The 21,493-nt window shown below is 63.1% G+C and carries 19 protein-coding genes; 12 read left to right on the top strand and 7 right to left on the bottom strand.

Translation table 11 applies throughout. From position 1 onward, the window contains the following. Window positions 1-50 precede the first annotated feature (50 nt). The 11 genes from JNB71_RS17470 to mnhG all read left to right on the top strand — a co-directional run bounded on the left by JNB71_RS17470 (window position 51) and on the right by mnhG (window position 14,075). Window positions 51-1,061: a ligase-associated DNA damage response exonuclease gene (locus JNB71_RS17470; protein ID WP_220373371.1), complete on the top strand. Its 1,011-nt coding sequence runs from the start codon at window positions 51-53 to the stop codon at window positions 1,059-1,061. A gap of 3 nt (window positions 1,062-1,064) precedes the next feature. Continuing rightward, window positions 1,065-2,714 carry a cisplatin damage response ATP-dependent DNA ligase gene (locus tag JNB71_RS17465; RefSeq protein WP_220373087.1) on the top strand — a complete coding sequence of 550 codons (1,650 nt, stop codon included), beginning with the start codon at window positions 1,065-1,067 and terminating at the stop codon, window positions 2,712-2,714. A gap of 45 nt (window positions 2,715-2,759) precedes the next feature. After that, on the top strand, window positions 2,760-2,948 hold the full coding sequence (locus JNB71_RS17460) for a DUF3008 family protein (protein WP_018328029.1): 189 nt from the start codon (window positions 2,760-2,762) through the stop codon (window positions 2,946-2,948). Window positions 2,949-3,070: 122 nt separating this feature from the next. After that, on the top strand, window positions 3,071-5,722 hold the full coding sequence (locus tag JNB71_RS17455) for a bifunctional diguanylate cyclase/phosphodiesterase (RefSeq protein WP_346657283.1): 2,652 nt from the start codon (window positions 3,071-3,073) through the stop codon (window positions 5,720-5,722). A gap of 412 nt (window positions 5,723-6,134) precedes the next feature. Then, window positions 6,135-7,568, top strand: coding sequence for an efflux transporter outer membrane subunit (locus JNB71_RS17450; RefSeq protein WP_220373086.1), 1,434 nt, complete (start codon window positions 6,135-6,137; stop codon window positions 7,566-7,568). A gap of 489 nt (window positions 7,569-8,057) precedes the next feature. Continuing rightward, entirely contained in the window at window positions 8,058-10,970 is a 2,913-nt protein-coding gene (locus tag JNB71_RS17445) for a monovalent cation/H+ antiporter subunit A (RefSeq protein WP_220373085.1), read from the top strand. After that, the gene (locus JNB71_RS17440; protein ID WP_220373084.1) at window positions 10,970-11,305 is read left to right on the top strand and encodes a Na+/H+ antiporter subunit C; all 336 of its coding nucleotides are present in this window, start codon (window positions 10,970-10,972) and stop codon (window positions 11,303-11,305) included. The genes JNB71_RS17445 and JNB71_RS17440 overlap by 1 nt, the downstream gene beginning before the upstream one ends. A 6-nt stretch (window positions 11,306-11,311) precedes the next feature. Then, the gene (locus JNB71_RS17435; protein WP_220373083.1) at window positions 11,312-12,928 is read left to right on the top strand and encodes a monovalent cation/H+ antiporter subunit D; all 1,617 of its coding nucleotides are present in this window, start codon (window positions 11,312-11,314) and stop codon (window positions 12,926-12,928) included. Window positions 12,929-12,931: 3 nt separating this feature from the next. After that, on the top strand, window positions 12,932-13,420 hold the full coding sequence (locus JNB71_RS17430) for a Na+/H+ antiporter subunit E (RefSeq protein WP_220373082.1): 489 nt from the start codon (window positions 12,932-12,934) through the stop codon (window positions 13,418-13,420). Continuing rightward, window positions 13,417-13,698: a K+/H+ antiporter subunit F gene (locus JNB71_RS17425; protein WP_220373081.1), complete on the top strand. Its 282-nt coding sequence runs from the start codon at window positions 13,417-13,419 to the stop codon at window positions 13,696-13,698. The genes JNB71_RS17430 and JNB71_RS17425 overlap by 4 nt, the downstream gene beginning before the upstream one ends. Beyond that, on the top strand, window positions 13,695-14,075 hold the full coding sequence (gene mnhG, locus JNB71_RS17420; RefSeq protein ID WP_220373080.1) for a monovalent cation/H(+) antiporter subunit G: 381 nt from the start codon (window positions 13,695-13,697) through the stop codon (window positions 14,073-14,075). The genes JNB71_RS17425 and mnhG overlap by 4 nt, the downstream gene beginning before the upstream one ends. Before the next feature lie 10 nt (window positions 14,076-14,085). Here the strand turns inward: mnhG and cobM are convergent, their stop codons facing one another. Continuing rightward, window positions 14,086-14,844 carry a precorrin-4 C(11)-methyltransferase gene (gene cobM, locus JNB71_RS17415; RefSeq protein WP_220373079.1) on the bottom strand — a complete coding sequence of 253 codons (759 nt, stop codon included), beginning with the start codon at window positions 14,842-14,844 and terminating at the stop codon, window positions 14,086-14,088. Next, window positions 14,841-16,103, bottom strand: a complete 1,263-nt coding sequence (gene cbiE, locus JNB71_RS17410) for a precorrin-6y C5,15-methyltransferase (decarboxylating) subunit CbiE (protein ID WP_220373078.1) — start codon at window positions 16,101-16,103, stop codon at window positions 14,841-14,843. Before cbiE ends, cobM begins: the two co-directional genes overlap by 4 nt. On the opposite strand from cbiE, the gene JNB71_RS17405 reads away from it, so the two are divergent. Next, window positions 16,102-16,872 carry a cobalt-precorrin-6A reductase gene (locus tag JNB71_RS17405; protein WP_220373077.1) on the top strand — a complete coding sequence of 257 codons (771 nt, stop codon included), beginning with the start codon at window positions 16,102-16,104 and terminating at the stop codon, window positions 16,870-16,872. The two genes, cbiE and JNB71_RS17405, sit on opposite strands and share 2 nt — an antisense overlap. Here JNB71_RS17405 and JNB71_RS17400 read toward each other — a convergent pair. The 5 genes from JNB71_RS17400 to cobF form a co-directional block, all read right to left on the bottom strand. Next, window positions 16,836-17,600 (bottom strand): precorrin-3B C(17)-methyltransferase, encoded by a 765-nt coding sequence (locus tag JNB71_RS17400; RefSeq protein ID WP_220373076.1) that lies wholly within the window; start codon window positions 17,598-17,600, stop codon window positions 16,836-16,838. The two genes, JNB71_RS17405 and JNB71_RS17400, sit on opposite strands and share 37 nt — an antisense overlap. Beyond that, on the bottom strand, window positions 17,597-18,334 hold the full coding sequence (locus JNB71_RS17395; protein WP_220373075.1) for a precorrin-2 C(20)-methyltransferase: 738 nt from the start codon (window positions 18,332-18,334) through the stop codon (window positions 17,597-17,599). The genes JNB71_RS17400 and JNB71_RS17395 overlap by 4 nt, the downstream gene beginning before the upstream one ends. Continuing rightward, complete coding sequence (locus JNB71_RS17390; RefSeq protein ID WP_220373074.1) at window positions 18,331-18,963, bottom strand: precorrin-8X methylmutase; 633 nt, start codon at window positions 18,961-18,963, stop codon at window positions 18,331-18,333. The genes JNB71_RS17395 and JNB71_RS17390 overlap by 4 nt, the downstream gene beginning before the upstream one ends. Window positions 18,964-18,965: 2 nt before the next feature. Further along, window positions 18,966-20,336 (bottom strand): precorrin-3B synthase, encoded by a 1,371-nt coding sequence (gene cobG, locus JNB71_RS17385; protein WP_220373073.1) that lies wholly within the window; start codon window positions 20,334-20,336, stop codon window positions 18,966-18,968. 147 nt (window positions 20,337-20,483) lie between these two features. Next, a complete protein-coding gene (gene cobF, locus JNB71_RS17380; protein ID WP_220373072.1) occupies window positions 20,484-21,254 on the bottom strand; it encodes a precorrin-6A synthase (deacetylating) in 771 nt (256 codons plus the stop codon). Window positions 21,255-21,493 lie beyond the last annotated feature (239 nt).

Genomic DNA, 21,493 nt, shown 5'->3' with positions numbered 1-21,493 from the left:
TTCAACCGCGATGGCTGGCAGCCGGTGGATTGCCAGCTATCTTCGTTTCCATGAAACCGGAAACGCTGCTCTATCCGACGCCCAAGGGTCTCTATTGCGAGAAGGGCGGCTTTTACATCGATCCCGTTCAGCCGGTCGAAAAGGCGCTGATCACGCATGGCCATGCCGACCATGCGCGCGCCGGTCACACCCATGTTCTCGCGACCCAGGAGACGCTGGACATCATGCGCATCCGCTATGGCGATGCCTTCTGCGTCAGCTCGCAAGCAGCCGTGCTCGGCGCGCGAACCGGCATCGGCGACATCACCGCCAGCTTTCACCCGGCCGGCCATGTCCTCGGTTCCGCGCAGATCGCGGTCGAGGCCAACGGCACCCGCATCGTCGTTTCCGGCGACTACAAGCGGCGGCGCGATCCGACCTGTGCCGCTTTCGAGCCGGTGCCCTGCGATGTGTTCATCACCGAGGCGACATTCGGCCTGCCGGTCTTCCACCACCCCGACGACCGCGGCGAGGTCGCCAAGCTTCTTACCTCGCTGCGTCAGTTTCCCGAGCGCGCCCATATAATCGGCGCCTATGCGCTCGGCAAGGCGCAGCGGATCATCGCCCTTTTGCGGGAAGCGGGCTACGACCAGCCGATCTACATCCACGGCGCTCTGGCCAGGCTCTGCGATTACTACGAGGAACGAGGCATCGGCCTCGGCGACATTCGCCCGGCGACCCAAGACGTGCAGGACAGGCAATCCTTTGCCGGAGCTGTCGTCATTGGCCCTCCCGCCGCGTTCGCCGACAAATGGGCGAGGCGCTTTCCCGATCCCGTCGCGATCTTCGCTTCCGGCTGGATGCTGGTTCGCCAGCGGGCCAAGCAGCGCGGAGTCGAATTGCCGATGATCATTTCGGATCACTGCGACTGGACGGAGCTGACCGAGACCATCCGCGAAATCAATCCGGCGCAGGTCTGGGTGACCCATGGCCGCGAGGAGGCGCTGGTGCGCTGGTGCGAGCTTGAGGGTATCGCTGCCCGGCCGCTGCATCTCGTCGGCTATGACGACGAGGGGGAATAGCCGATGCGCGCCTTCGCCGAACTGCTCGACCGCTTGGTCCTCACCCCGCAGCGCAACGCCAAGATCAAGCTGATGGCGGACTATTTTCGCAACGCTCCCGATCCCGATCGCGGCTATGCGCTGGCGGCGATCGCCGGCACGCTGACGCTCAAGACCGTCAAGCCGAACGTGCTCAGGCAACTGGTGCTGGAGCGTTTGGACGAGGTCCTGTTCCGCTATTCCTACGACTATATCGGCGATCTTGCCGAGACGATCTCGCTGGTCTGGGAAAGACAGGCCGGGGGGGAAACGGCGCAGCAGGACCTTTCGCTCGGCGCCGTCATGCACCAACTTGAAATGGCCGGCCGCGCCAATGTGCATGGCCTCGTCCGCAGCCTGCTCGACCAGCTCGAAGGGTCGAGCCGCTTCGCCCTCCTCAAGCTGATCACCGGCGGCTTGCGCATCGGCGTTTCGGCACGGCTCGTCAAGCAGGCGCTCGCCGACATGGGCAATGTCGATATCACCGAGATCGAGACCCTGTGGCACGGCCTGTCACCGCCCTACACGGCACTGTTCCGCTGGCTCGACGGCAAGTCGGACAAGCCGCAGCTGGACATGCCGGCCGTCTTCCATGCCGTCATGCTGGCAACGCCGGTGGCAGACAACGATCTCGCGACGCTCGACCCGAAGGCATTCGCTGCGGAATGGAAATGGGACGGCATTCGCGTGCAGCTTGCCAACCTGGCGGGCACCCGCCGGCTCTATTCGCGCAGCGGCGACGATATTTCCGGTGCCTTTCCCGATATTCTCGAGGCAGCGGATTTCGAGGGCATCATCGATGGCGAACTGCTGGTCGGCGGCACGATGCGCACCAATCGGGCCACCCGAACCTTTTCCGACCTGCAGCAACGACTGAACAGGAAGACCGTTACCCGCAGGATGCTGGAGGAATACCCGGCTTTCATCCGTGGCTACGACCTGTTGTTCTGCGGCCGGCGCGATATCCGGCAGGAAAGTTTCCTGACGCGGCGGGCAGAACTTTCCGCGCTCATCGACAAGGCTGCCCCTTCGCGCTTCGACCTGTCGCCTCTCGTGCCTTTCTCAAGCTGGGAGGAGCTCGATCGGCTGCGCGCCGATCCGCCCGATCCCGTCATCGAAGGGATCATGCTGAAACGGCTGGATTCGCCCTATACTGCCGGCCGGTCGAAAGGGCCGTGGTTCAAGTGGAAACGCGAGCCGTACAATGTCGATGCCGTGCTGATGTATGCCCAGCGCGGGCACGGCAAGCGGTCGAGCTACTATTCGGATTTCACCTTCGGCGTCTGGACGCAAAGCGACGGCAAGGACGTGCTGGTGCCGGTCGGCAAGGCCTATTTCGGCTTTACCGACGCAGAACTGGAGGTCCTTGACAGATATGTTCGCAACAATACCGTCGAACGGTTTGGGCCGGTTCGGGCAATCCGCGCCGAGCCGGACCACGGCTTCGTCGTCGAGGTCGCCTTCGAGGGCATCAACTTTTCCACCCGTCACAAGTCCGGGGTCGCCATGCGTTTTCCCCGCATTTCCAGGCTTCGAACGGACAAGTTGCCACGCGACGCCGACCGGCTTGAAACGCTGCTGGCCATGATCGGCCAGCCGGGAGCCGATATGGTGGAAATCAGGGAACCAATTTAGCGGGTGACGGTTAACCGGGCAGTATCCGACCAAAGGAGAAAGACGATGCCTGCCAAATCCCAAGCCCAGCAGAAGGCTGCCGGAGCAGCACTTGCCGCCAAACGCGGCGATATGAAGAAATCCGAGCTCAAGGGTGCTTCCAAGAGCATGGAAAAATCCATGTCTGAAAAGGAACTCAAGGAGCTGGCGGAAACGGATCGCAAGAAACTGCCGGAGAAGAAGAAATCCAAGTAAGTACGCCGTCCGAAATTCAGCCTTTGCGCACATATTATTAAGACGACCTTGCGACAATGCGGCCCGACTGCTGGTGATGAAAAGAACGGCTTGGGGCTTACGTGATTTCGAGAAGGTCGATTGTGTTCAGAACATCAACGTTAGGTCGGTTCTTCAAGCCGAACTATCTGCCGACTTATGTTGCTCTCATCATCGTGGTGACCGCGGGAATTTTTGCCGAGCAGCAAAACCGCGCGGTCCATGCCGCCAAGTCCCGCGCCGCCGTCGCTGCTCAGCTTGGCCCGATTCGTTCACGGCTTGAAGCCTACATCAACGGCGATATCCAGCTTGTCCGGGGCCTTGTCGCAACGATCGCAACCGAGCCGAGCATGAACCAGAAGCGGTTCGCGGATCTGGCGCGCAATCTTTTCAACGAGCACTCGCGGCTGCGCAACATCGTGGCAGCACCCAATCTCATCGTATCCCTCGTCTATCCGATGAAGGGAAACGAAAAGGTCTTGGGGCTCAACTACCGCAAGAACGAGAAACAACGTGCCGCGGCGATGCGCGTTCGCGATTCCGGCAAGATGGTGCTGGCCGGTCCGCTCGAACTTGTCCAAGGCGGCACCGGCCTCATCGGCCGCTTTCCGGTGGCTCTTTCGGCAGGTGGCGCGTCCAACCGCTTCTGGGGCATCGTCTCTGCGGTCATCGACGTCGAGCGGCTCTATCGGGACAGTGGCCTCACTTCAGAAACGCTGCAACTCGACATCGCAATTTCGGGACGCGACGGCCTCGGGAAAAAGGGCGCGTTGTTTTACGGCGACAGCGCGGTCACAAGCGCCGACCCGGTCGAAGTCACGGTGTTTCTGCCCGGCGGCTGCTGGGTGATCAACGCCGTCCCGAAGGGTGGCTGGGTGGACACACCGCCGAACGCGTGGCTGGTCCGCACCCTCGTCATGCTCGGCGGTCTCTTCATTGTCGTGCCGATGTTCATCACCGGCCGGCTGATGGGGGAACGGCAACGCAACATCCGTGTCCTGGAACACAACAAGGATCAGTTGCAGGAGCTGTCCCACCGCCTGAAAATCGCGCTCGACGCATCGCAGATCGGCATCTGGGAACTCGACATCTCCTCCGGCAAGCTCCTTTGGGACAACCGGATGAAGGAACTCTACGGTCTGCGCGGGGGCGTGCGCGAGGTTTACGAGGACTGGCGCGACGCGCTGCATCCGGACGACTTGCGCAGAGCCGAAGAGGAATTCAGCGAGGCCCTTCTCCGGGGCGCGAACTATATTTCGCGCTTCCGCATTCGCCTGCCCGGCAACGAGATACGGCATATCCGCGCCGTCGGTTCGATATACACCGGCGCCGGCGGAAGGAAAAAAATCGTCGGCGTCAACTGGGACGTGACCGCCGACGTCGAGAACAACGAGCGGCTCGAAGCCGCCAAAGGACAGGCCGAGGCCCACAGCGCCGAACTGGAAGCAGCCCGGCACCGCATGGAATTCAATGCCCTCCACGATCCGTTGACGGCCCTGCCGAACCGCCGCTACCTCGACGAAATTCTGGCTGACCGACGATCGAGTGCCGCGACGCGGGAGCTTGCCAGCATTTTCCACATCGATCTCGACCGCTTCAAGGAAATCAACGACACGCTCGGCCATGCGGCCGGCGATGAAATCCTGCGGCACGCGGCACAAATCCTGCGGGACAACACCGACGCCGACGATTTCGTCGGCCGCATCGGTGGTGACGAGTTCGTCATCATCTCCCCTAACGGCGGTGTCGAGGGCCATGACACCGCCCTGGCGCAGCAAATCATCGACGCCATGAGCGTGCCCGTCAAATATAAGGACCAGGACTGCCGCATCGGCGTCAGCATCGGCATCGCCCATCAGACGAGACGGGATGAGGCACTGACCCAGGTTCTGATCAATGCCGACATCGCGCTCTACGAGGCAAAGCGCCGCGGCAGGAACCGCCACGAGGTGTTTACCCATTCGCTGAAGACGGCGGTCGTCAAGACGAAGCAGACAGCGGACGAAATCCTGCGCGGGCTCGAGCAGAACGAGTTCATCGCCCATTTCCAACCGCAATTCTGTCCCGCCAGCCTGGATATCATCGGTGTCGAGGCACTGGCGCGATGGGATCATCCCACCAAGGGACTGCTTGCGCCGCACGCCTTCCTCAAGACGGCGGAAGACATCAACGTCCTTGCCGAAATCGACCAGCGGATCCTCGAACAGGCGCTGTTCCAGTCACGCCGCTGGGAAGCGATCGGCATTGAGATTCCGAAAGTGTCGGTCAATCTCTCCTACCACCGGCTGCATGACGAAAAGCTGGTCGACCGTCTCAGCCAGTTGACTATTCCAAAGGGCAAAGTCGCGTTCGAATTGCTCGAATCGATTTCCTTCGACGAGAGCGACATGACGGTCCTGTCCAATATCGAGCAGATCAAGAACCTCGGCATCGATATCGAAGTCGACGATTTCGGCACCGGCTATGCCTCGATCGTCAGCCTGTTGAAGCTGACGCCGCGCCGCCTCAAGATCGACCGGCAGCTGGTCATGCCGATCCTCACCTCCGCCAAGCAGCGCCAGCTCGTCGCTTCCATCATCGACATCGGCTCGTCGCTCGGCATCGAGGTCATTGCCGAGGGGGTGGAAACGATGGAGCATGCCCGCATCCTCCAAGAGCTCGGCTGCCATGGCCTGCAGGGCTATGCGTTGGCCCGGCCGATGAGCGCCAACGATCTCGCCAATTTCGCGCGCGAGCGGCGGTGGCTCGCGGCTTGACTCGTCCTGCTGCGTCAGGGAATACGCGCATAGCACGGCCGTTGACCCGGCGATTCGCCGCATCTGCAGGCTGCATGCCACACTGTGGCGAAATGTCGGCCTCGAGCCGCGACAGCGCACCCTGAAATTTTCAGAGATGAGTAACCTTTGTGGGTCACGCTGTGTTCGGTGATTCGGGCGGCTCGCTGGCCACACCGCTGGTTGAGAGCGCCTGCCGGGGAATTTTCTTCGTACCCCTTGAAATCAGCGGCGCAACGACCAAGCCGTGGCACTTGGGAAACACCCGACCGTGGGGATCGCCCGATTGCCCCCGATGTTTGCAATTGTCCCCTCGCCAGCGGCGCGGAAAATGTTAAACACGGGAAAAGTGAATCGTTTGTTACCGGCTCGTGGCGGCCGGATGGGGATTTAGATGAAAACAGTAAAAGTGCTCCTTCCCTTAAGCCTTCTTCTCCTTTCCGGCTGCGTTGTCGGTCCCGACTATCAGGCTCCAAACGCAGCACTGCCGGCAAAGTTTTCGCAAGGCGGCCAGGAGCAGGCCGATGTCACCCTGAACCCCTGGTGGGAAGCCTTCCGCGACAAGAAATTGAACAGTCTCGTGGCTCGGGGCATGGGCGAAAACCTTGATGTCCAGCAGTCGCTCGAGCGCATTGTCGAGGCTCGTGCCAACGTGATCGTTGCCGGCGCCGGTGGCCTGCCCCAAGTCAACCTTGGCGGATCGGCCACTGCGGAAGGACAGGACGGCTCGTTCATTGGGGGCGGCCATACGGAAACCAAAACGCTTTCGGCCGGCGGCGACGCGTCGTGGCTGCTTGACCTGTTCGGCCAGTATCGCCGCGCCAGGGAATCGGCGACTGCTTCGCTCGACGCCGCCTACGATGACGTCAACGTCGCCCGTCTTGCCTACCTGTCCGACCTGGCCACCACCTACATCGAGGCTCGGTATAACCAGGAAGCGTACGCATTGCAGCAGCAGAGCCTCGCCTCGCGGCGCGAGACCCTGAAGCTGACCGAGGACATCAAGGCGGCGGGTGCCGCGTCAAGCCTCGACGTTGTTCAGGCCGAAGGCCTCGTCAATACGACGCTCGCCGAACTGCCTGGCTATCAGACGGGGTTCAATCAGGCAGCAAACCATATCGCCACGCTGCTCGGTCTGCCGGCGACATCGGTGACCGCCGAGCTGCGCAAGGGGGCGGCGCAACCCTGGCCGCGCTACAACACCAAGATCGGCATCCCTGCCGACCTGATCCGCAATCGTCCCGACATTCGCAGGGCAGAGCGCCAGCTCGCAGCCGCCACTGCATCGATCGGCGTCGCCGAAGCCCAGCTCTATCCGAGCCTGACGCTGAGCGGCACCATCGACGCCTCCCGCATCATCGCATCCACTGCCACCGGCGGTCTCTCCAATTGGTCCTTCGGCCCGAGCCTCAACCTGCCAATCTTCAATGGCGGCCGTCTGAGGGCCAATGTCGACATCGCCAAGTCCAGTGCTCAACAGCAGTATCTCGCCTGGAAGCAGGTCGTGCTGAACGGTGTCGAGGAAGTCGAGAACGCGCTGGTCAGTCTGCGCAACAACTACGAGACCGTTGCAGCACTGCGCAAGGTCGTCGACTCCTCCGAACGAGCACTCGGGCTGGCGCGTGAGAGCTACAAGGGAGGCGCAACGTCGCTGCTCGACGTGCTGGATGCAGAACGCTCGCTCGCCGCGTCCCGTGTCTCGCTCGCGGCCAGTATCCGCAACCTGGCCAACAGCTACGTTTCCCTGAACGTCGCCATCGGCGGCGGTTCAGCCATCGAACCGCCGCAGGCTAAGCCCAGCGAGGTCAAATCGGCCGCAGCCTACTGAACGGTGCAGACATGACGATGACGGGCGCGGCTGATTTCGATCGGCCGCGTTTTCGTTTGCAATACCGATGACACTGTTCCTCATCGTTCTTTAAAGACACGAACGGCCGTAGCAAAGGCTGCGAGTCGGGCCACACGGCCGATTTCCGTCTCGAAATATTTCTGCCGGCTTGAAGATTACGTTTCGTTACAAAACCACCGCCTGACCATTTCCCGGCATGCTCCGATCGAGGCGCAGCCGCAGGTGAAAACGGCCGCGGCCGATGCAGCCCTTCCGGCGGCAACGAATTGCCGCAGCCGTCATTTTTTATCATGGCGGCGGGTTGGCATCGGGGTGGAAAGCAGACATAAAAATACAATGCCCTTGCGCCGTTTCGCGGCGCGCTTCGGGCGCGATCCTCGCGCGCAGATGCCAGGGCATTCGCAGACCCCTTGCGGTCTTCCCGGTCGAAAACTTTAAGGAAACGGGCCCATAGAGATCGCGGAAACATTGCTCCTGGTCCTGATCCTCGCGCCTTTCGCGGGAAGCCTCGCTGCAATCTGCATTCCGACCGACAAGGCGACGCCCGCCGCCTGGCTTTCCGGAGGTGTCGCCCTCTTTTGTCTTGCGACAGCGGCCGGTCTCTATCCCGTCATCGCCTCCGGCAGGGTCCTTCGCCACGATGTGCATTGGCTTCCTGAACTCGGGCTGAATTTCACCCTGCGCATGGATGGCTTTGCCTGGATGTTTGCGAGCCTGGTGACGGCGATCGGCTTGCTCGTCGTCGTCTACGCCCGCTACTATATGTCGGCCAGCGATCCAGTGCCGCGTTTCTTTTCGCTGTTCCTCGCCTTCATGGGCGCGATGCTCGGCGTCGTCCTTTCGGGAAATCTCATTCTTCTGGCGATCTTCTGGGAACTGACGAGCATCGTCTCCTTCCTGCTGATCGGCTACTGGCACCACAATGCGCATGCCCGCGAAGGCGCCCGCATGGCACTGACGATCACCGGCACCGGCGGCCTGTGCATGTTCGTGGGACTGATGCTGATCGGCCATATCGTCGGCAGTTACGATCTCGATATCGTCCTCTCCTCGGGCGACGCGATCCGCAACGATCCGCTCTACACGACCGTGCTGGTCCTCATTCTTCTCGGCGCGCTGACCAAGAGCGCGCAGTTCCCGTTCCATTTCTGGCTGCCGCATGCCATGGCTGCGCCAACGCCGGTCTCGGCCTATCTGCACTCGGCGACGCTCGTCAAAGCGGGTGTCTTCCTGCTCACCCGGCTCTGGCCGGTCCTGGCGGGCACCGACGCCTGGTTCTGGATCGTCGGCCTGGCGGGGCTGAGCACGCTGCTGCTTGGCGCCTATTTCGCGATTTTCCAGCAGGACATGAAGGGACTGCTCGCCTATTCGACGATCAGCCATCTCGGCCTGATCACCGTGCTGCTCAGCCTCGGCAGCCCGCTGGCTGCGGTCGCCGCGATCTTCCACACGATGAACCATGCGACCTTCAAGGCCTCCCTGTTCATGGCGGCGGGGATCATCGACCATGAAACCGGCACCCGCGACATGCGGCGGCTGAGCGGCCTCTTTCGACACATGCCGTTTACGGCAACGCTCGCCATGGTCGCCAGCGCCGCGATGGCCGGCGTGCCGTTGCTCAATGGCTTCCTGTCGAAGGAAATGTTCTTCGCCGAGGCGATCGAGACGCACAAATACAACATCCTCGATACGGTGACGCCCTATGTGGCAACGCTGGCGAGCATGTTTGCCGTGACCTACTCGCTGCGCTTCATCCACAGCGTCTTTTTCGGCCCGCAACCGCACGACCTGCCGAAAATGCCGCACGAGCCGCCGCACTGGATGCGCGCGCCGATCGAATTCCTGGTGTTCGCCTGCCTGGTCGTCGGCATCGTCCCCTCCTGGACCATCGGCCCTTTCCTGCATACGGCCGTCAAATCGGTGCTCGGCGATGCAACACCCGTCTACAGCCTTGCGGTCTGGCATGGCTGGAACCTGCCGCTGTTCATGAGCGTGATCGCGCTTGTCGGCGGTGTCGGCCTGTTCCTGATCATGAAGCCCTACCTCGCCACCAGCGTCGAGGGGCCGCCGTTCTTCCGTCGCCTCGAGGGCCAGCGCATCTTCGAGCGCGTGCTCGTCACCCTGTCGTGGAAATGGGCGCGGTCGATCGAGATGCGGGCCGGCACGCGCCGCCTGCAGCCCCAGATGCGCATCCTCGTTGCCGTCGCCTTGCTCGCTGGCGCGGTGACGCTGCTGACACAAGGGTTCAAGCCGGCGGCGATCTTTCTGCGCAGCGTCGATCCGGCCTTTGCGTTGATCTGGCTGATCGGCATGATCTGCGCCGTCGGCGCCGCCTATCAGGCGAAATTCCACCGGCTGGCGGCTCTGGTCCTGCTTGGCGGCGCGGGTCTTGTGACCTGCATTACCTTCGTCTGGCTTTCGGCGCCAGATCTCGCGGTTACGCAACTGCTTGTCGAGATCGTCACCACGGTGCTGATCCTGCTCGGCCTGCGCTGGCTGCCGAAGCGCATCGAAGACCCAAACGATCCGGAGATCATGACGTTTTCCACCCGCATGCGCCGTCTGCGCGATCTGGCTTTCGCCCTGTTTGCCGGCCTCGGCATGATGATCATCTCCTACACGATGATGAGCCGCGAGATGCCCGAGACGATTTCGAGCTATTTCCTCGAGCGCGCTTATAGCGAAGGCGGCGGCACCAATGTCGTCAACGTCATCCTCGTCGATTTCCGCGGCTTCGACACGCTGGGCGAGATCGCCGTGCTCTGCATCGTGGCTCTGACGGTGTTCGCGCTGCTCTTGCGCTTCCGCCCGGCGACCGAAAGCCTTGAAACGCCTGAACAGCAGCGCATGCAGAACGCCTTCGACGACGAGCATCCGCACCGCAAGACGGGCGACAGCATCGCCGAATACCTGCTTGTTCCTTCGGTGATCATGCGCTGGATGTTTCCCGTCATCGGCATGCTTTCAGCCTTCCTGTTCTTCCGCGGCCACGACCTTCCAGGCGGTGGTTTTGCGGCCGGCATCGCCATGTCGATCGGCTTCATCCTGCAATATATGGCCGGCGGCACGCGCTGGGTCGAGGAGCGGCTGCGCATCCACCCGCTGCGCTGGATGGCGATCGGCCTCGTCATTGCCGCCGCAACCGGGCTCGGCTCGTGGCTGTTCGGCTATCCGTTCCTCACGTCGCATGCCCAGTACGCGTCACTGCCGATCATCGGCAAGATCCCGCTGGCGACCGCAATCCTGTTTGATCTCGGCGTCTTCTCGCTGGTGCTCGGCGCTACCGTGCTGATCCTGATCGCGCTCGCCCACCAGTCGGTACGTGCACCCCGCGCTCACCTCATCAGGGCTGCGAGAGCGGCTGCGAAGGAGGGCAGCTGATGGAACTCGTGCTTTCCGCAGCCATCGGCGTACTGAGCGCTTCCGGCGTCTGGCTGCTGTTCAGGCCGCGCACCTATCAGGTGATCATCGGCCTCTCGCTCCTGTCCTATGCCGTCAATCTCTTCATCTTCGGCATGGGACGTCTGAGAGTGAACGCGCCACCCCTGCTCGAGCCGGGTGGCGCCGGTGGGCTTTTGACACATACCGACCCCATTCCACAGGCGCTGGTATTGACCGCCATCGTCATCGGCTTCGCCATGACGGCGCTCTTCCTCGTCGTGCTGCTCGCCTCGCGCGGCTTTACCGGAACCGACCATGTCGACGGCAGGGAGTAGCGCGGCATGAACGGGCTGCACCACCTGATCGTCCTGCCGATCCTCCTGCCGCTGGTGACAGCGGCGGTGTTGATCCCTGTCGACGAGCGCAATCGCACGACAAAGGGCGTCATCGGCTTCGTCTCGACCATCCTGGTCTTTCTCGCCGGCGTCGTTCTCATGCGCGCCGCCGCCACCTCCCAGGACGGCGCGAGCGTCTACCTGCTCGGCAACTGGCCGGCACCCTTCGGCATTGTCCTGGTGCTCGACCGCCTCTCGGCGCTGATGCTGGTCCTGACTTCGGTGCTGGCGCTGGCGACGCAGGCGTTTTCGATGTCGAAATGGCATCGGATGGGCCACCATTTCCATTCGCTGTTCCAGCTCATGCTTGCCGGGTTGAACGGCGCTTTCCTGACCGGCGACCTTTTCAACCTCTTCGTCTTCTTCGAAATGATGCTGGCGGCCTCCTACGGGCTGCTGCTGCACGGCTCGGGGCCGCTGCGCGTCAAGGCCGGGCTGCATTATATCGCCGTCAACCTTGCCGCCTCCTCGCTGTTCCTGATCGGCGTCAGCATGATCTATGGCGCGACCGGCACGCTCAACATGGCCGACCTTGCAATGCGGATCGGCACGATCGGCCCGGAAAGCCGGATGCTGATGGAGGCGGGTGCTGCCCTTCTCGGCATCGCCTTCCTCGTCAAGGCCGGCATGTGGCCGCTCGGCTTCTGGCTGCCCGCGGCCTATTCGGCGGCAACGCCGCCGGTCGCTGCGATCTTCGCCATCCTCACCAAGGTCGGCGTCTACATCCTCCTTCGCCTCTCGCTCCTGCTGTTCGGCAGCGATGCGGGGAACTCAGCCGGTTTCGGGCAACCCGTCCTGCTCTATGGCGGCTTGCTGACCATCGGTTTCGGCGCGATCGGCGTCCTTGCCTCGCAGGCGATGGGCCGGCTGGCCGGATACTGCGTCCTGGTTTCCTCCGGCACGCTGATGGCGGCCATCGGGCTTGGCAATGGCGCGGTCATCGGCGGCGCGCTGTTCTATCTCGTCAGTTCGACGCTGACGATCTGCGCCTTTTTCCTGCTGATCGAACTGGTCGAGCGTGCCCGTGACGCAGGCGCCGACGTTCTGGCCGTCACCATGGAAGCCTACGGCGATATCGACGAGAACGAGGAGGAAAAGGAGGAGGGCGTGGCGGTACCCGGCACCATGGCCGTGCTTGGCCTCTCCTTCTCTGCCTGCGCCATTCTCCTCTCGGGCTTGCCGCCACTCTCCGGCTTCATCGCGAAATTCGCAATGCTGCACGGCCTGTTCAATCCGGGCAGCTTTGGCGGTGACGCGCCGGTTTCGGGAGCGGAATGGACCTATACCGCGCTGCTCATCCTTTCCGGTCTCGCCGCGATGATCGCGATGAACCGCGTCGGTATCCGCACTTTCTGGACCTCGATCGAAGGTACCATCCCGCGCGTCTTCCTGATCGAGATCGCCCCGGTCCTCATGCTTCTCGCGGTTTGCGCCTTCATGAGCCTGCAGGCCGGCTCGGCGATGCGCTATATGGACGCCACCGCCAAGGCACTGTCCGAGCCGCAAAACTACATCGGCCGAGTGATGTCGGCACCGCGCGCCGGGCCGACGGGAGGGCAATGAGCGATGCGCTACTGGTTCCCCTATCCGCTGCTCTCCCTGTCGCTTCTCGCACTCTGGCTTCTGATCAACCAGTCGCTTTCGATCGGACATATCCTGCTCGGCAGCACGCTTGGCATTTCATGGGCCTGGATCATGGTCAACCTGCAGCCGGACAAGACCCGGCTGCACAAACTTCGCCGCATTGCCGTCCTCACCGGCCGCGTCGCCGTCGACGTGGTGCGCTCCAATCTCACCGTCATGCGCGTGATCCTGGGCACCGGAAGCCGTCCGGTGAATTCCGGCTTCGTGGCAATCGACCTCAGCCTGCGCGACGACAATGCGCTGGCACTGCTCGCCTGTATCCTGACGGCGACGCCCGGCACGGCATGGCTGGAATTCGACCGGCAGACGGGCGTTCTCACCATCCACGTCCTCGATCTCGAAAACGGCGCGCGCTGGTCAGATCTGATCAAGTGCCGTTACGAGGCGCCGCTGAAGGAGATATTCGAATGAATGAGCTCTTCATCATCTGGTCGATTCTCATCTCCCAGATATTGATCGGCCTGGCGATGGGATGCGCCCTGTTTCGCATCGCCCGCGGTCCGCGCGCGCAGGATCGCATCCTCGGCCTCGATGCGCTTTATATCACCGCCATGTTGCTGCTGCTGACATTCGGCATCCGCACCGCCAATTCGATCTATTTCGAGGCGGCGCTGATCATCGCCCTGCTCGGCTTCGTCTCCTCGATCGCCTTTGCCAAATTCCTGATGCGCGGCGAGGTGATCGAATGACCCATTTGACCGACCTTCCGGTCTGGGCGGCGATCCCGGTCTGCCTGCTGCTTCTTGGTGGTTCGGCCATCACCCTGGTCGGCTCGATCGGCCTGATCAGGTTGAAGACCTTCTACGGCCGCCTGCATGCACCGACGCTGAGCTCCAGCGCCGGCACCGTCCTGATCTGCCTTGCCTCGATGATCGCCTTTGCCGTGTTGCAGAACCGCTGGATTTTCCACGAGGTCCTGATCATCATCTTCGTCATCCTGACGACGCCGGTGACGCTGATGCTGCTCGGGCAGTCGGCGCTCTACCGCGATCGCATCGAGGGGAGCACGGACGTGCCGCGCAAGACGACGGGTCCGGAGCCCGACCTGTCGGCGATCGATATCTGACCCGCAAAGACTATTCGCGGCCGCGGAAGCGGCGCTGGTAGGCGGCGTCATACAGCGAGCTCTCGCGAAAGCCGCTGGCTTCCAGCGTCCGGCCGACGAAGATCAGGGCCGTGCGCTCGATGGGCTCCGCCGCAACCTTGGCCTCGATATCGCCAAGCGTTCCCCGCACCACCCGCTCGTCCGGCCAGGAAGCCTTGACGACGATGGCAACCGGGCAATCGGCGCCGTAAAGCGGCATCAGTTCCCCGACTACCTGCGGCAGTGCATGGATCGCCAGATGGATCGCCAGCGTCGCACCCGTCGCACCGAAACCGGCCAGCGTCTCCGCATTCGGCATCGGCGACGCGCGGCCGGAAACACGCGTCAGCACGAGGCTCTGGGCGACGGCGGGAATGGTGAGTTCCCGGCCAAGGGTGGCGGCAGCAGCGGCAAAGGCGGGGACGCCCGGCGTCATCGTATAGTCAAGCCCGTGCTTCTCCAGCCGGCGGATCTGCTCGGCTACGGCGCTCCAGACCGAGAGATCGCCGGAATGTAGCCGTGCCACATCGTGCCCCTCCGCTGCAGCCTTGACATATTCGGCCTCGATCTCATCGAGCGACATCGGTGCTGTATCGACGATACGGGCATCCGGCGGACAATATTGCAGCAGTTCCGGCGAAACGATCGAGCCGGCATAAAGGCAGACCGGACAACGGGCGATCAGGTCCCGGCCGCGAACGGTGATCAGATCCGCGGCACCCGGGCCTGCGCCGATGAAATGAACTGTCATGCTGTTTCCTCTTGAAATTCCGGCTTTGCCCATGACCATTGCGTCACCGGCATGGCCGGGCGCCAGCCTGTCATCGCTCCGACCGGCGAAGCGCGGGCGATATCGATGCGGATGAGCGAGCCGCCCAGCCGGGCATGGTGATCGAGAAGCACTGCTTCCATCTGCGTCGTCACGGCATTCGCGACCAGTCGGCCACCGGGCTTCAAAGCCGCAAGTGCCGCATCCATGACACCGTCTTCGCTGCCTCCACCGCCGATGAAGATCGCGTCCGGAGCCGGCAATCCGTCAAGCGCAGCAGGCGCCGTGCCTTGAACGACGATGAGACCCGGCACGCCGAAGTTCGCCGCATTCCGCCTGATGCGTTCCGCGCGTTCGGCAGAGCCCTCGACCGCGATTGCCTTCATGGCCGGGTCCGACAGCATCCATTCGATGCCGATCGATCCCGAGCCGGCGCCGATATCCCAGAGCAATTCGCCGCGACGCGGCGCCAGCGCCGACAGGGTCAGCGCGCGAATTTCACGCTTGGTGATCTGGCCGTCATGCTCAAACAGGCTGTCGTCGAGCCCCTTTGCCAGCGGCAGCACCCGCGCGCCTTCACCCGCCACGACCTCGACGGCGCAGATGTTCAGCGGGTTGACGGCGCTCAACGAAAATTCAGACGCAATCTGCAAGGTAACCCGCTCATGCGCTCCGCCCAAAGCCTCGAGCACGGTCAATTTCGATTGGCCAAACCCGGTCCTCGCGAGCAACGCAGCCAGCATCGCCGGGCCTTCGTCGTCCGAGGTCAGGGCCAGAACACGGCCGCCGGGCTGAAGATGGGGCCGGATCAGATCGATGGCACGGCCATGCAGGGAAACCACCGCCGTATCCTGCAGCGCCCAGCCGAGGCGGGAGGCGGCCAGACTGAAAGAGGACGGCGCCGGAAGCACCCGCATCTCGACGGGATCGATATGCCGGGCGAGCGTGACGCCGACGCCGAAGAAGAACGGGTCGCCGGAGGCGAGCACCACGACCGGCGTGCCGCGAAGCGCGACGACGGCCTCCATGGAACGTTCGAACGGGCTCAGCCACGCATGGCGCTCGCCATGGATCAGCGACCCGGCCAATTCCAGATGACGCGCCCCGCCGAAGACCTTTGAAGCCGCAGCAATCCACCGCTTGGCCTCGTCGCCCAGACCCGCTACACCTTCTTCGCCGAGGCCGATGATCGTCAGCCAGGGCGGACTTTTACCGGCAGACAGGGACTGGGCGTCAGACATGAGCAAACACCGCATCCTGATTCTCGGCGGAACGACCGAAGCGCGGCACCTGGCGACGGCGCTGGCGGATCGCGCGGATTGCGACCTGCTGCTGTCTCTGGCCGGACGAACGGCGGAGCCCCTGGCCCAGCCGGTACCCATGCGCAGCGGCGGCTTTGGCGGCAGCGACGGCCTTGGCGAATTCCTCAAGACGGAAAAATTCGACCTGATGATCGACGCGACGCATCCCTTCGCTGCTCGGATTTCGCAGAACGCGGCAATGGCGGCGAAGCGAACCGAAATCCCCTTCTTCGCACTGCGACGTCCCGGCTGGGAACGGCAGGCGGGCGACCGCTGGATCAGCGTTGCCTCGGTTGCCGAAGCAGCCGGAGCGCTGGGCGACACGCCGAGACGCGTCTTCCTCGCGATCGGCCGGCAGGAGGCCTTCCACTTCGAAAGCGCGCCGCAGCACCACTATCTGATCCGCAGTGTCGATCCGGTTACGCCGCCGCTTGGCGTTCGCCATGCGCGTTACCTGCTCGCTACCGGCCCGTTCGAGGAAGAGGCGGAAAGGCAGCTTCTGATGAACAACCGGATCGAGGTCATCGTCGCCAAGAACAGCGGCGGCAAGGCGACCTACGGCAAGATCGCGGCGGCGCGCCGACTTGGCATCGAGGTGATCATGGTCGAGCGCCAAGAGCCGGCCGATGTCCGCGCCGCAGGTACCGTCGAAGAAGCGCTCGCGCTTGTCGATCACCTTTTCTCCCCGGAAATGAACCGCGGCGTATAGACGAGATCCGGCTTGCCCGGACGCGGGATGATCCGTGTTTCCGGCGAGCCGATGATGACGCAGGTCGCCATGTCGGCCTTCTGCGCGTCGGCACTGCCAAGCGGCATCACCAGCATGCGCTCGTCGGGACGACCGGCGGCACGGCCGAAAATCACCGGCGTTTGCGCGGGAAGGACGCCGCGCAGGATGTCGAAGGCTTCGCCCAACTGCCAGGGCCGTGCCTTGCTGATCGGATTGTAGAGCGCGATCACCAGGCCGGCCTCCGCCACCAGCTTCAACCGGCGCGCGATCACATCCCACGGCTTGAGGTTGTCGGAAAGCGAGATGGCGCAGAAATCATGGCCGAGCGGCGCGCCGATGCGGGCGGCCACGGCGAGCATCGCGGTGACGCCGGGCGTCACGACGAGGTCGATCGCGCGCCAGTCCTCCGGTCCCTTGTCGATCGCCTCGCAGATGGCTGCGGCCATGGCGAAGACGCCGGGGTCGCCACCGGATACGACGCAGACATTGACGCCTTCCGCCGCGTGGCGAAGTGCCGCCTGAGCACGATCGAGCTCTTCGCGATTGTCAGAGGCGATACGGTTCTGATCCGGGCGCAGCGACAGGCGGTCAAGATAGGGCCCGTAGCCAAAGAAATCCGTCGATTTCGACACGGCATCGACCGCTTCCGGCGTCATCTGCTGCGGACCGCCGGGGCCGGTGCCGATCACATAGAGGGTGCCGCTCATGAGCGATCCTTCCATCCGGGCACCAGCACCAGCGAGAAATAGGGCGCGTCGTCATCGGCCTTTTCAGCAAGCGGGATCATGGCGGAATTGGCCATCGTGCCGCGCTCGACATAGACCGCCTGGGCGAGCTTGCCGGCGGCGGCGAGCGCCCGGCGGATCTTCGGCAGATTGCGGCCGACCTTCATGATCACGGCCGCTTCCGTATCGCCAAGACGGCGAACGAGCTGCGTCTCGGCCATCGTACCGGGCAGGACGGAGAGAACGTCATCGCCCTGGACGATCGGCAGGCCGGCGAGCGACCAGCAGCCGGACATGGCGGTGATGCCCGGAATGACCTCTACGGGGAACCGCCCGGCCAGCCGGACATGCAGATGCATGTAGGAACCATAGAACATCGGGTCGCCTTCGCTGAGGATGGCAACCGTACGTCCGGCCTCCAGATGTTCGGCAACAGCCGCGGCCGAGGCATCGTAGAAGCCGGTGATCTGGGTCTTGTAGTCGTCGTGATCCTTGTCGATCTCGATCGTCACCGGATAATAGAGCGGCAGCTCGATCAGGCCCGGCTTCAGCAACCCCTCGACCACGGCCCGACCGTTGCCACGTCGCCCTTCCTTGGCGAAATAGGCGAGCACGTCGGCCATCTCCAACGCTTTGACGGCCTTGAGGGTCAGGAGCTCAGGATCGCCCGGACCGGTCCCGACACCGATCAGCCTGCCTGACGAAAGCCCGCTCACAGGCCGGGCCTCGCCAGCGAATTGACCGCAGCCGCCGTCATCGCGCTGCCGCCCAGGCGGCCGCGCACGATGGCATAGGGCACGCCATAGGAATTTTCAGCCAGCGCGTCCTTCGATTCAGCCGCACCGACGAAGCCGACGGGCATGCCGATGATCGCCGCGGGTTTCGGCGCGCCGTCGCGCAGCAGTTCAAGCAGATAGAAGAGGGCCGTCGGGGCGTTGCCGATGGCAACGACTGACCCCGCCAGGCGCTCGACCCAGAGCTTCAGCGCTGCAGCCGAGCGGGTATTGCCGATCTCCCGGGCGATATCGGCGGTCTGCGGCTCGCGCAGCGTGCAGATCACCTCGTTGTCGGCCGGCAGGCGCGCGCGCGTAATGCCGTGGGCAACCATGAAAGCATCGCAAAAGATCGGCGCGCCGCTCCTGAGAGCGGCGCGGGCAGCGGAAACGAACCCGGGCGCGAACTGGAAATATTGAGCAGCCTCCACCAATCCGCAGGCATGCACCATGCGAACAGCGAGATCGGCCTCCTCGTCGGAAAAGCGGGAAAGATCGGCCTCGCTGCGGATAATTGCAAAGGAGCGCTCATAGATTGCGTCGCCATCCCGGATGTAATCGTATTCAGGCATCTCTATCCCTGTCGAACCGCGGCGGCGATGACCTCCGCTCCGAGCCGTGTAAGGCAGGAGCGTGCCGATTCGCCAGCCCGTTTCCTCTCCCGCACCAGCGCCTGGACGCGTTCCATCGCGGTTCTTATCGTTTTCTCTTCGATGTAGGCGTTTGGCGCTGCCGAGGCGGCACCATTTACGACAAGGCCATAGCCCATTGGCGCAGCCGTGATCGTCAGCGCCGACGCCGAGGGTTTGGCGCAGCCTTTTGCGCAACCGGAGACGTGGACCGTCAGCGAGCCATCGAGAAGCGACGGCGCAGCGTCGATCACCGCTTGCGCCGTCACCCGCGTGTCGATCAAAGCGGATGCACAGGCGCCCGCGCCGGCACAGGCGGCGATGTGATTGCGCGGATCGAGCGGAAACGCTCTCAAACCATGGCCCAAAGCCAGGGCCTGGGCGGCACCGACCCGGTCGAGGCCCATTCCGAGGACCATCAAGGCGTGATCGGGCGCCATGCGGATGTGCGTCGCGCCGAAAGTCTCCAGCACCTCAAGGAATGTTCGAAGCTCCCGAGCCCGGATTTGTCCGAATACCAGACCGAACCCCAGGGCCTTGCCGTTTTCGCCAAGATCATGAATGCCTGCAGAATTTGGCGCGGGCTCCACGGGCTCCACGGCATTGACATCAGCCACCGAGACCATGCCGGCTTTCAAGATGGCGGCATCGAGATCGCGCGCGCGGCCACTGTCGCCCATCGCAGCAAGCGATTTCAGAACGGACACGACGGCCGGGGCGACCAACGGCTCGTCGAGCACGGCTATCCGCTTGGCCGTCGCCTCCGTACCGGCAATGGCCAGCAGCCAAAATGTCTGCCCGTCGATCCGGACGGCGCGCAGGCGGATATCGGCGGTCACGCCACCGAGATGCAGGTGCCCGCCACCGTCAACCGTGATCGACAATTTCGGCGCAAGCACAAGCGGTGGCTGGCATGCCGCCACGGCTGCCCGCAGTTGCGCGGCGAGCGGCAACGGATCGACGATCTCGGTAACATCCAGCCCTGCAAGGGGTGGTGTTTCGATCGCGATGCCTTCGGCAATATCGATGCCCGCATCTGCCATTTTCGAGGCAAGAACCGGTACCATAGCGGCCGTCAGCCCGCGGATTTGCAGGCTTCCCCGCGCCGTGACTTCCAGAATGCCGTTTCCGCAGACTTCTGCCGCCTCCGACAAGGCGACCAGTTCCTGCAGCGCAAAGCCCGGTTTTGCCGGGCGCAGACGCACCAGAAGGCCGTCACCCGTCACCATTGGCGTTGCCAGCGACGGACAGGCGCCGCGGCGCATCGAGGATCGATGTCCGGCCGGATTTTCAACTGGTGCAGCACAGATCATCATCGCGTTTGGCTGGTCATCTTTCGTTTCTCAGGCGCGGCGCGTTGCTTCAGATCGCCGTGGCTTCGGTCCGTCCATATAGCATTCTACAGCAGGGACAAACCAGTCGCCATGCGACACGGCCAATAGCGGGATCGACCGCGCCAGCCGCTATTCTTCGAAATCCCCACCCTTCTGCAGCAGATAGATATCCATGATCCAGCCATGCCGTGCCCTTGCTTCCGCCCGGGTTTTCAGGATTTCGTCTTTCACGTCGGCGAGCCGACCGGAGATGACGATCTCCTGCGCCGTACCGAGATAGGCGCCCCAATAGATCCGCGCATCCGGATCCTCGATTTTCATGAAGGCCTGCTCGCCATCCAGCATGACGACTGCCGTCCCGGTTTTCTCCGGAAAGCTCTCCGCAAGCCGGCGCCCCGTAGTAATCTCCACCGGCTTGCCGACGAGATTGAGCGGTATCCGGTGACTGGCGGCGAGCGCCTGGATACTGGTAATCCCGGGAATGACGGAATAATCGAACGGCCCAGTCTCCAGAGCGCGAACCCGCTCGATGATCCGGATCGTGCTGTCATAGAGCATCGGATCGCCCCAGACGAGAAAGGCGCCGGTCTCACCGTCCTTCAACTCCTCGAGTAGCAGCCGTTGATACGCCTCGGCGATTGCCGCATGCCACTGATCGACGCTTTGGTGGTAGGAGCGCCCCGCCGTCTGACGGACCGGGACCGCGAACTCGACGACGCGGCTCTGCGGCCGCGTCACGTAACGCGAAACGATATCGCGGCGGATATCGGCAAGCTGCGCTTTTGCCTCGCCCTTGGTAGGAACGAACAGGACGTCGGCGCGGTTCAGCGCGTTGACCGCCTGAATGGTGATATGCTCCGGATTGCCGGTGCCGATACCCACGATCAGAACGTTTTTCATGCCCAAGCCTTCCACGCCGCGTCCCCGTCTTTGGCCGATTGGCCGGATTGAAGCAAGGGGGCTTGTTTTTTGGCGAAATGCCGCGCCACTGCGTGGACATACTTCAACCTGCGCTTAAGTACCCGATTATACAGCAGAAATATTTTCGAGAAACACAACGCGAAACATGGCAATATGCGACGAGTTCCACTAAGAACGCGAAAAATTCATATATTTAGCGCAAAAAAGCCGGAAACGAA

The sequence above is a fragment of the Rhizobium herbae genome, from assembly GCF_019511375.1.
Taxonomy (GTDB): Bacteria; Pseudomonadota; Alphaproteobacteria; order Rhizobiales; family Rhizobiaceae; genus Pararhizobium; species Pararhizobium herbae_A.
Note: the sequence above shows the minus strand (reverse complement) of the source record. Positions and strands in the feature narration are given on the sequence as shown.